The organism is Achromobacter maghribensis (genome assembly GCF_057334215.1).
Genome location: NZ_JBHFII010000027.1, coordinates 67,541 through 78,390, shown reverse-complemented (window position 1 = coordinate 78,390; position 10,850 = coordinate 67,541). Strand labels below are relative to the sequence as shown.

Sequence of the window (10,850 nt, the reverse complement as noted above, 5' to 3'; positions counted from 1 at the left end):
AACCTGCCGGTGTCCTGATTGGTCACCTGGCCTGCCCGGCGCGCATCCGCTATTGCCGCGCAGGCCCGTCGTTCGAAGGGAGCCGCGCTCCCGGGAGGAAAAACGTGGATGCCATCTATATCGCCGTCTTCGCCGTCATGGCCGGGCTGATTGCCGCCCTGCTGCGGTTCTGCGAAGCCCTGTCTACGGGAGAGCCGTCATGAACTGGCTCTATTGGATCAGCGGCCTGACCGCCGCGCTGCTGTTCGTGTATCTGCTGGTCGCCCTGTTCAAACCGGAGAAATTCTGATGACCGCCGAATTCGTCGGACTGCTGGTCCTGTACCTGGCAGTCCTGCTTGCGATCGCGCCCCTGCTCGGGCGCTACATCCGCATCGCCATGGAAAACGGGCAATCCCGGCTGACCGCCTGGGGCCGCCCGTTCGAGCGCGGCATCTACCGGCTTGCGGGCATCGACCCACAAGCCGAGATGGGCTGGAAGCGCTACACCGTGGCCGTGCTGGCCTTCAACATCATCGGCATCCTGGTGGTTTACGGCCTGCAGCGGGTCCAGGGCATGCTGCCGCTGAACCCGGCAGGGATGGGCGCCGTGACGCCGGACTCGGCCCTGAACACCGCCATCAGCTTTGTCAGCAATACGAACTGGCAGGGCTATGGCGGCGAAGCCACGATGAGCTACCTGACGCAGATGCTGGCGCTGACGGTGCAGAACTTCTTTTCGGCCGCCACCGGCATCGCCGTGCTGTTCGCGCTGATTCGCGGCTTGGCGCGTCACTGTTCCGCCACCGTCGGCAATTTCTGGACCGACATCGTCCGCTGCACACTGTATGTGCTGCTGCCGCTGTCCTTCGTACTGGCACTGGCGCTGGTCAGCCAGGGCGTGATTCAGAACTTCAGCCCCTACCAGGACGTGCAGACCGTTGAAGCCCTGCACTATGACCAGCCGCGCGTGGACAGCCAGGGTCAACCGGTGCTGGACGCCAACGGCCAGCCCGTGACCGCCCCCGCCGTCACGTCGACGCAAACGCTGGCGATGGGCCCGGTGGCCTCGCAAGAAGCCATCAAGCTGCTGGGTACCAATGGCGGCGGCTTCTTCAACGCCAACTCGGCGCATCCATTCGAGAACGCGACGCCGCTGACGAACTTCCTCGAGATGCTGGCCATCCTGATGATTCCCGCCTCGCTGTGCTTCGCCTTCGGCGAGATGGTGGGCAGCCGGCGCCAAGGCATCGCGATCCTGGCGGCGATGACCGTGCTGTTCGCGGTCTTCGCGCTGGGCACCGCCTACTTTGAACAGCAGCCCAACCCCATGGCCGCGCAGGCCGGCGCCGACAGCGCCATGACCGCGTTCTCGCCGGGCGGCAACATGGAAGGCAAGGAAACGCGCTTCGGCATCGCCGCCACGTCGCTCTTCGCCGTCATCACCACGGCCGCATCCTGCGGCGCGGTCAACGGCATGCACGATTCCCTGACCGCCATGGGCGGGCTGTCGCCGATGCTGCTGATGCAGTTGGGTGAAGTGGTCTACGGCGGCGTGGGGTCAGGGCTATACGGCATGCTGGCCTTCGCCATCCTCGCGGTCTTCATCGCCGGCCTGATGATTGGCCGCACCCCGGAATACCTGGGCAAGAAGATCGAGGCGCACGACATGAAGATGGTGTCCATCGTCATCCTGGCCACGCCGCTGCTGGTGCTGGGCGGCACTGCGCTGGCCGTCTCCGTGTCGGCCGGCCAGGCCGGCGTGCTGAACCCCGGCATCCATGGCTTCTCGGAAATCCTCTACGCGCTGTCCTCGGCCGCCAACAACAACGGCAGTGCGTTCGCCGGGCTGTCCGCCAACACGCCCTTCTACAACGTGTTGCTGGGCATCGCCATGTGGTTCGGCCGCTTCGCCGTGATCGTCGCCGTGATGGCGATGGCCGGGTCGCTGGCGGCCAAGCGCCGGCTGCCCGCCGGCCCCGGCAGCATGCCCACGACCGGCCCCCTCTTCGTGGTGCTGCTGATCGGCGCCGTGCTACTGGTGGGCGCCTTGACCTATGTGCCCGCCCTGGCCCTGGGCCCCGTCGCCGAACACCTGCAACCTTGAATGCAACACAACAGGCTAGGAAAGAAAATGGCCAAGATTGAAATGCCAACAACCAGCGCCGGCGGCGGTGCCGCCCGCGCGCCCGAAGCAGCCTCGCAAGACCGTCCTTTCGGCATGTGGTCGCGCTCGCTGGTCGGGCCCGCCGTGCTGGACAGCCTGCGCAAGCTCTCGCCCGCCGCGCAGTTGAAGAACCCCGTGATGTTCGTCGTCTACGTCGGCAGCATCCTGACGACGCTGTTGTGGGTCGTGGCCTTGCGCGGCCAGGCCGAAGCCCCCGCCGGCTTCATCCTGGCCATCTCCGTATGGCTGTGGTTCACGGTGCTGTTCGCCAACTTCGCCGAAGCCTTGGCCGAAGGTCGCGGCAAGCAGCAGGCGGCGACGTTGCGCGGCCTGCGCACCACCATCAACGCCCGGCTGCTGAAGAACTTCCGCGACGCGGACATCCGCGACGCGCAGCCCGGGCAATGGCGCGAGCAAGCTGTCAGCCAGCCCTCGGGCCTGCTGCGGCGCGACGACGTGGTGCTGGTCGAAGCGGGCGAGACCATCCCGGGCGACGGCCAGGTGATCGCGGGCGTCGCCTCGGTGGACGAAAGCGCCATCACGGGTGAATCCGCGCCTGTCATTCGCGAGTCCGGCGGCGACTTCTCGTCGGTCACGGGCGGAACGCGCGTGCTGTCCGACTGGATCTTCGTACGCATCGCGGCCGATCCCGGCGAGAGCTTCCTGGACCGCATGATCGCCATGGTGGAAGGCGCCAAGCGCCAGAAGACCCCGAACGAACTGGCGCTGACCATCCTGCTGGTCGGCCTGACCGTGGTGTTCCTGCTGGTGGTCGTGACCTTGATGCCGTTCTCGATCTACGCGGTCACCGCGGCCGGCGGCGGTTCGGCGGTCACGGTGACCGTGCTGGTGGCGCTGCTGGTGTGCCTGATCCCCACCACCATCGGCGGCCTGCTTTCGGCCATCGGCGTGGCGGGCATGAGCCGCATGATGAGCGCCAACGTCATCGCCACGTCGGGCCGCGCGGTGGAAGCCGCCGGCGACGTCGATGTGCTGCTGCTGGACAAGACCGGCACCATCACGTTCGGCAACCGCCAGGCTTCCACGTTCCTGCCCGCGCCGGGCGTGTCGCCGCGCGAACTGGCCGACGCGGCCCGCCTGGCCTCGCTGGCCGACGAAACGCCGGAAGGCCGCAGCATCGTGGCGTTGGCCGACAAGACCCTCCATGCGCCGGCGCCCGCCATGGCCGGCGTCGAATTCGTGCCCTTCACGGCGCAGTCGCGCATGAGCGGCGTGAACCTGGGCGACCGCCTGATCCGCAAGGGCGCGGTCGACGCCATCCAGGCCTGGCTGGCCGAGCAAGCGGCCACCGTGCCCGAGCAGGTCGTGCGCCTGGCCGAAGACGTGGCCCGCCGCGGCAGCACGCCGCTGATGGTCAGCGACGGCAACCGCGCGCTTGGCGTGGTGGAACTGAAGGACATCGTCAAGCCCGGCATCCAGTCGCGCTTTGCCGAGTTGCGCCGCATGGGCATCAAGACCGTGATGATCACGGGCGACAACAAGCTGACGGCGGCCTCCATCGCCGCCGAAGCCGGCGTGGACGACTTCCTGGCGGAAGCCACGCCCGAGGCCAAGCTGAAGCTGATCCGCGCCTACCAGGCCGAAGGCCGGCTGGTGGCGATGACCGGCGACGGCACCAACGACGCTCCCGCGCTGGCGCAGGCCGACGTGGCGGTGGCGATGAACTCGGGCACGCAGGCCGCGAAAGAGGCCGGCAACATGGTGGACCTGGACTCCAACCCCACCAAGCTGATCGAGATCGTCGAAATCGGCAAGCAGATGCTGATGACCCGCGGTGCGCTGACCACGTTCAGCGTGGCCAACGATGTGGCCAAGTACTTCGCCATCATCCCGGCCGCGTTCGCCACGGTCTATCCGCAGCTCAACGTGCTGAACATCATGGGCCTGGCCACGCCGGCCTCGGCCATCCTGTCGGCCGTGATCTTCAACGCGCTGATCATCGTGGTGCTGATCCCGCTGGCGCTCAAGGGCGTGCGCTACCGGCCGCTGGGCGCTTCCGTGCTGCTGCGACGCAACCTGCTCGTCTACGGCCTGGGCGGCCTGCTGGTGCCGTTCGTGGGCATCAAGCTGGTCGACATGGTGCTGGCCGCGCTGGGCTGGGCGTAGGCCCGGCCTCAAGCCCGACCGCTACGCCATGCCCCACCCCGAAAAATAGGAATCCATCATGAAACACGCAACGCAATCTGCTCCCGCCCTGCCTCGCCCGGGCGGCATCCTGCGGCCGGCGCTGGTCGTCTTCGCCGCCTTGACCCTGGTGACCGGCCTGGCCTACCCCTTCCTGACGCGCGGCGTGGCCGCCGCCGTGTTCCCGCACGAAGCGGCGGGTTCGCTGATCAAACAGGGGGACAAGGTCGTTGGTTCGGAACTGATCGGCCAGTCTTTCACATCGCCGCAGTACTTCTGGGGCCGCCCTTCGGCCACCGCGCCGATGCCGTACAACGCGGCCGCTTCCGGCGGGTCGAACCTGGGTCCGCGCAACCCCGCGCTGGCCGAAGCCATCCAGGCCCGCATCGCGGCCCTGAAGGCGGCCGACCCGGAAAACCCCACGCCGGTGCCGGTGGACCTGATCACGGCGTCGGGCAGCGGGCTGGATCCGCACATCAGCCCGGCCGCGGCAAGCTACCAGGCGGCCCGGGTGGCCCGCGCCCGCCAGTTGCCGCGTGCGCAGGTCGACGCCCTGATCCAGGCCAATACCCAAAAGCCCTGGCTGGGCGTGCTGGGCGACCCGGTCGTCAATGTGCTGATGCTGAACCTGGCGCTGGACCAACTGGGCACGGCGCGTTGATGACGCAGCGTATAGTATTGCCAGCTTTCCCCACCCCACCCTTGCGCGTTCATGGCTGACATTGCTGGCGAGCGTCCCGACCCCGACGCGCTCTTGAAGACCTTGGACGACGCCGCGCGCCAGGCGGTGCGCGGCAAGCTGCGCGTGTACTTCGGGTCGTCGGCCGGCGTGGGCAAGACCTACGCCATGCTGGTCGCGGCTCGGGCGCAGGCCGCGCAAGGGGTCAGCGTGCTGGCCGGCATCGTCGAGACCCATGGCCGCCGTGAAACCGCCAGCCTGCTGGACGGCCTGGCGGTCCTGCCGCTGAAGGAAGTCGCGTACCGCGGCCATGTCCTGAAGGAATTCGACCTGGACGGCGCCCTGGCGGCGCGGCCCGGCCTGGTGCTGGTGGACGAACTGGCGCACTCGAACGCGCCCGGCTCCCGCCACGCCAAGCGCTGGCAAGACATCCAGGAATTGCTGTCGGCCGGCATCGACGTCTGGACCACGCTGAACGTGCAGCATCTGGACAGCCTGAACGACGCCGTGAGCAGCATCACCGGCGTGCGTGTCTGGGAAACCGTGCCGGACGAGGTGTTCGATGCCGCCGACGAGGTCATCCTGGTGGACCTGTCGGCCGACGAACTGCTGCGGCGGCTGAAGGAGGGCAAGGTCTACCTGCCCGAACAGGCCCGGCACGCCACCCGCAATTTCTTCCGCAAGGGCAATCTCATCGCCCTGCGCGAACTGGCGCTGCGCCGCACCGCCGACCACGTCGACGATGACGTCCAGGCCTACCGGCGTGACCGCGCCATCGAACCCGTCTGGCGCACCCGCGAGGCCGTGGTCGCCTGCGTCGGCCCGGACATCGACGCCGAATACGTCATTCGCAGCGCGCACCGGTTAAGCCAGCAGCTGGAGTGCGACCTGCATGTCGTCACCATCGATACTCCGCGCGCGGCGCCCACGCCACAGGCCGAGCAAGACCGCATGCAGCGTAGCCTGGCCTTGGCGGATTCACTGGGCGCGCGCACCGAAACGCTGGCAGGCGGCGACATGGTCGATGCCGTGGTGCGCTACGTGCGCCGGCACAACATCACCAAAGCCATCGTCGGCCGCACGCGCGCTACCGGCCTGCAACGCCTGCGCCTGTCGGTGTCGGCCCTGCTGACCGCAGCCATTACGCCGGGCTGGCTATGGCGCCGGCACAGTTTTGCCGACATGCTGGCCGCCGGCTGCCCCGAAATCGACATCATCCGGCTAGGGGCCCCGCCGCTTCCGGCCAGCGCGGCCCCCGGCCGCAACCCCCTCACGCTGGGACGCCGCGCCGGCCTGGGCGCCGATGAACGCAATGGCCGGCCGCTTGCCGGCTACGCCTGGGCGCTGTGCTATTGCGCGGCCGCCACCGGGCTGTCGATGCTGGCGTTTCCCGCGCTGCACCAGACCAACATCGTCATGCTGTTCCTGCTGGCGGTCATGGGCGTGGCGCTGCGTCACGGACGCGGTCCCGCCGCGCTGGCGTCCGTCGTCAGCGTGGGATTGTTCGATTTTTTCTTCGTGCAGCCGCTGGCCTCGTTCGCCGTTTCCGACGTGCAATACCTGCTGACCTTCGCCGTGCTGCTGACGGTGGGCCTGCTGATCGGGCAACTGACGGCCGGGCTGCGCCTGCAGGCGCAGGTGTCGGTCAAGCGCGAGGCCGATGCACGCAGCCTGTACGAATTCGCGCGGGAGCTGTCGTCCGCGTTGCTGCCCGAGCAGATCGTGGCGTCGGCCGGCGCCTTCGTCCACGCCACCTTCGGCTCGCGGTGCGCGCTGTACATCCTGGGCCTGGACGACCGGCTGAAGCTGGCCTCGCCCGCTGCCGACGACATGCCGCCCCTGGAATCGGCGCTGGCCCAATGGGTCTATGACCATGGCCAGCCCGCGGGCGCAGGCACGCCAACGCTGTCCAACAGCGACCTGCTGTACCTGCCGTTGAAAGCGCCCATGCGCACGCGCGGCGTGCTGGCGTTGGCGGCACCGCGCCGCAGCCTGTTCACCCATCCGGATTCCCGGCGGCAGATCGAGGCCTACGCGACACTGATCGCCATTGCGCTGGAACGGCTGCATTACGTGGAAGTCGCGCAGCAAGCGCTGGTCAGTATGGAATCGGAACGGCTGCGCAACTCGCTGCTGGCGGCGGTTTCACACGACCTGCGCACGCCGTTGACCAGCCTGATCGGCATGACCGACACCTTGACCCGCCAACAGGCGGCGTTGCCCCCCGATGTGCAAGACACCGTGCGCGCCATGCGCGACCAGGCGCAGCGCATGCACGCGCTGGTCGTCAACCTGCTCGACATGGCGCGGCTGCAAAGCCGCGACACGCCGTTGCGCCTGGAATGGCAGTCCATCGAAGAACTGGTGGGCGCGTCGTTGGCCGCCATGCGTGAACCCCTGGCAGGCCACCACGTCGCCGTGGATAGCCTGTCGCAGTTGCCGCTGGTGGAATGCGACGGCGTGCTGATCGAACGCGTGCTGTGCAACCTGCTTGAGAACGCGGCCAAGTACACGCCTCCGGGCAGCACGCTGCGCATTCACGCCGCCGTGCACGAAGAAGAACTGCGCGTGGCCGTCAGCGACAACGGCCCCGGCGTCGCGCCAGGCGCCGAACGCCGCATCTTCGAAAAATTCACGCGTGGCGAACGGGAGTCGGCCACGCCCGGCGTCGGACTGGGCCTGGCCGTTTGCGAAGCCATCATCTCGGCCCACCATGGCCGCATCTGGGTCGAACACACGCCAGGGCTGGCCTCTGGCGCGCAATTCGTCTTCAGCCTGCCGCTGGGCACGCCGCCCGCGATTCAACCCGAAACCCTTTGACCGGCCATCCGCATGTTCGACTACCAGCCTACCGTCCTGATCATTGAAGATGACGCCAACATCCGGCGCTTCGTCCGCCAGGCGTTGGAAAGCGAGGGGTGCGCCGTGCACGAGGCCGACACCGTCAAGCGCGGCCTGATCGAAGCCGGCACCCGCCAACCCGATGCCATCGTGCTGGACCTGGGCCTGCCCGACGAAGACGGCATGACCCTGATCCGGGAACTGCGCGGCTGGACCGAAGTGCCCGTGCTGGTGCTGTCGGCCCGCAGCGCCGAAGCCGACAAGGTGGCCGCGCTGGATGCGGGCGCCGACGATTACCTGACCAAGCCGTTCGGCGTCAGCGAACTGCTGGCCCGGTTGCGCGTGCTGCTGCGCCGGCATGCGCGAGGCGGCGCAGGCAACGCGGCCGAGATCGCCTTTGGCGACGTGCGCGTCGACTTCTCCAAGCGCGTCGTCGAACGCGCCGGCCAGCACGTGCATCTGACGGCCATGGAATACCGTCTGCTTGCCGCGCTCTTGGCGCACCGCGGCAAGGTCATGACGCATCGCGAACTGCTGCGCGAGGTCTGGGGCCCCTCCCACGTGGAAAGCAACCACTACCTGCGGATCTACATGGGCCATTTGCGCCAGAAGCTCGAAGCCGATCCTGCCCAGCCCGTCTACCTGTTGACCGAAATCGGCGTGGGCTACCGCTTCGCGGGCTGAATTCCGCGCCATCCGTGCCGCGTTGGCACGTGGTACGTGGTACGTCGCATTACACGCCCCTCACGCGGCCTCACGCGGCCTTTACACGGCCGATACGCGGATGGCGAGAGTCTTGTCTCGGGCTTTATGCCGATCCTCCTATTGTTGCGATCCCGTTCAACAACCGGAGCATCCCATGTCCCGCCATCCCCTGGCCGCACTGCTTTTATTGACCCTGGGCGCCACCGCTCACGCCAGCGACACGCCGGCCGCCGCTGCCCCCGCCACCGCCGCCTCCGACTTCAGCCTGAGCGCCAACGTCACGCTGGCCAGCCAGTACCGCTACCGCGGCCTGATGCAGTCGAACAACAAGCCCGCCGTCCAGGGCGGCTTCGACCTGGCGCATGCCAGCGGCTTCTACCTGGGCAACTGGAATTCCAGTATCAGCTGGCTTGGCGACACCAACAGCGAGGTCTCCGCGCCCGTGGAAATGGACTTCTACGGCGGCTACAAGGGCAACCTGACCGACAACGTGCCCGTCGACCTGGGCGTCTTGCAGTACTACTATCCCGGCGACTACCCGTCCGGCTACACCAGCCCCGACACCACCGAGCTATACGCCGGCATTGGCTATGGCCCGGTGATGTTCAAGTACTCCATTGCCCTGACCAATCTGTTTGGTTTCGCCGACAGCAAGTACAGCCAGTATTTCGACCTTTCCGGCAATATCGATACCGGCGTCTGGGGCCTCGTAGTCAACGCGCATGTGGGCCGCCAGGTCGTGCGCAACGTCGACAACGGCACCTACACCGATTGGAAGCTCGGTCTGACGAAGGACTTCGGCCAGGGCCTGTCGGTCTCGCTGGCCTACCTTGACACCAATGCGGACCGCGCCGTCTACACCAACACACGCGGACGCGACATGGGCCGCGCGACCGGCCTGCTGTCAATGACCAAGACCTTCTGAACAGCCCGGGGCGTTGACGCGTTTTTTACGCGCCGCGCCTGCTTTTATCGGCAGGATTTACGGTGCGGTTCCTATAGTGGAATCGTCATCAACCAACCGGAACCGCGGATCGCGCCTTACCGCGCACCGCCCGCCTCACCGCCATGATTCCCCGACTGGATCGCCGCAGCCACGTTTCCCCCGACCATTCCCCGGCCGCTTCCCTGCCCTTGGCGCCCTTGCCGCAGTCCGACAGGGTGGCCCTGACAGTCAGGATCGACACGCTGGACGCCTTGAAGGTCCGCCTGGCGCTGCATCGAGAACTGGGCGACCGCATCGGCGTGTACCTGCTGTCGGTGGACCACGCCCATGCCCAGAGCGTCCTGCAACTGCAATGCGCCCGAGGCGAACTCGATGGCTTGATGCAAGCGATCATGCGCGGCCTGCCCCAAGCAGAATTCGGCCCGGTGCGCCCCGCGTCCGCAGTCACGGTGCAATAAGCCATGGACATGCCAGCCAAAACGGTTTTCGACGGCATCTGGTTGCCGATGATCACGCCACTGCGTGGCGGCTATGTGGACCTGGACGCCGCGCAGGCGCTGGCCCGCTACTACCGCAATGCCGGCATCGCGGGCCTGGTCCTGTTCGGCTCCACCGGCGAGGGCAATCTGCTGAGCCTGTCGGAGAAGACCGACATGATCGAGGCCATCGCCAGCGACGCGCATGCGTTGCCGCTGGTGTTCGGCGCAGGCGGCGTCGATACGCGCGGCGTCGCCACCGCCATCCGCCGGCTGGACAAGTACGCGCCCGCCGGCTATCTGGTGCCACCGCCCTATTATCTGGGCCCGTCGCAGCCCGGCATTCTCTGGCACTACCGTCAGATCGCCTGGGCCACCGAACGCCCCATCATCCTGTACAACATCCCCAAGCGGACGGGCGTCACCATGACCGTCGAAACCATGGAGACGCTGGCGCTCTTGCCCAACTTCACGGCCGTCAAGGAATGCAATCCGTCGGTACTGGCCACCTTGAACGCGCGCGGCAAGCTGCACGCGCTATGCGGCGAAGACCTGGCGCTGCTGGACCACTGGCTGGCCGGCGGCCGCGGCGCCATCCCGGCCGCGGCGCATCTGTATCCCGAACGCTACGTCGAAGTCATGCAGCTGGCGCGCGATGGCCACGCCGAGGCCGCGCGCGAACTGTTCGAGCCCTTGCGCGGCCTGATTCGACTGCTGTTCGCCGAACCCAATCCGGCGCCGCTCAAGCGCGCCCTGTCGTTGCAGGGGCTGATCGCCGACGAGTTGCGCATGCCCATGATGCCGGCAAGCCGGGAACTCACCTCGCGGCTGCAACGCGCCATGAGTGCCGTCCAGGCGTCGCCCAGCCGGCTGCAGACCGCTTAACCAGACCGCTTAACCAGACCAATTAACC

At 67.4% G+C, this 10,850-nt stretch carries 9 protein-coding genes; all 9 read left to right on the top strand.

Going from position 1 to position 10,850, the window contains the following annotated elements; translation table 11 throughout:
* Positions 1 to 199: 199 nt before the first annotated feature.
* The gene (gene kdpF / locus ACE039_RS12360) at positions 200 to 289 is read left to right on the top strand and encodes a K(+)-transporting ATPase subunit F (protein ID WP_039882847.1); all 90 of its coding nucleotides are present in this window, start codon (positions 200 to 202) and stop codon (positions 287 to 289) included.
* The gene (gene kdpA, locus ACE039_RS12355; protein ID WP_485822488.1) at positions 289 to 2,085 is read left to right on the top strand and encodes a potassium-transporting ATPase subunit KdpA; all 1,797 of its coding nucleotides are present in this window, start codon (positions 289 to 291) and stop codon (positions 2,083 to 2,085) included. Before kdpF ends, kdpA begins: the two co-directional genes overlap by 1 nt.
* A gap of 27 nt (positions 2,086 to 2,112) precedes the next feature.
* The gene (gene kdpB, locus ACE039_RS12350) at positions 2,113 to 4,272 is read left to right on the top strand and encodes a potassium-transporting ATPase subunit KdpB (protein ID WP_485822487.1); all 2,160 of its coding nucleotides are present in this window, start codon (positions 2,113 to 2,115) and stop codon (positions 4,270 to 4,272) included.
* 58 nt (positions 4,273 to 4,330) lie between these two features.
* The gene (kdpC, locus tag ACE039_RS12345) at positions 4,331 to 4,951 is read left to right on the top strand and encodes a potassium-transporting ATPase subunit KdpC (RefSeq protein WP_448712935.1); all 621 of its coding nucleotides are present in this window, start codon (positions 4,331 to 4,333) and stop codon (positions 4,949 to 4,951) included.
* 51 nt (positions 4,952 to 5,002) lie between these two features.
* Positions 5,003 to 7,789: a DUF4118 domain-containing protein gene (locus tag ACE039_RS12340; RefSeq protein ID WP_485822486.1), complete on the top strand. Its 2,787-nt coding sequence runs from the start codon at positions 5,003 to 5,005 to the stop codon at positions 7,787 to 7,789.
* A 12-nt stretch (positions 7,790 to 7,801) separates the two neighbouring features.
* Complete coding sequence (gene kdpE / locus ACE039_RS12335) at positions 7,802 to 8,494, top strand: two-component system response regulator KdpE (protein ID WP_105555306.1); 693 nt, start codon at positions 7,802 to 7,804, stop codon at positions 8,492 to 8,494.
* Positions 8,495 to 8,669: 175 nt separating this feature from the next.
* On the top strand, positions 8,670 to 9,440 hold the full coding sequence (locus ACE039_RS12330; RefSeq protein ID WP_485822485.1) for a TorF family putative porin: 771 nt from the start codon (positions 8,670 to 8,672) through the stop codon (positions 9,438 to 9,440).
* A 143-nt stretch (positions 9,441 to 9,583) separates the two neighbouring features.
* Positions 9,584 to 9,919 (top strand): hypothetical protein, encoded by a 336-nt coding sequence (locus tag ACE039_RS12325; protein ID WP_233213777.1) that lies wholly within the window; start codon positions 9,584 to 9,586, stop codon positions 9,917 to 9,919.
* 3 nt (positions 9,920 to 9,922) lie between these two features.
* Complete coding sequence (locus tag ACE039_RS12320) at positions 9,923 to 10,822, top strand: 4-hydroxy-tetrahydrodipicolinate synthase family protein (RefSeq protein ID WP_485822484.1); 900 nt, start codon at positions 9,923 to 9,925, stop codon at positions 10,820 to 10,822.
* Positions 10,823 to 10,850 lie beyond the last annotated feature (28 nt).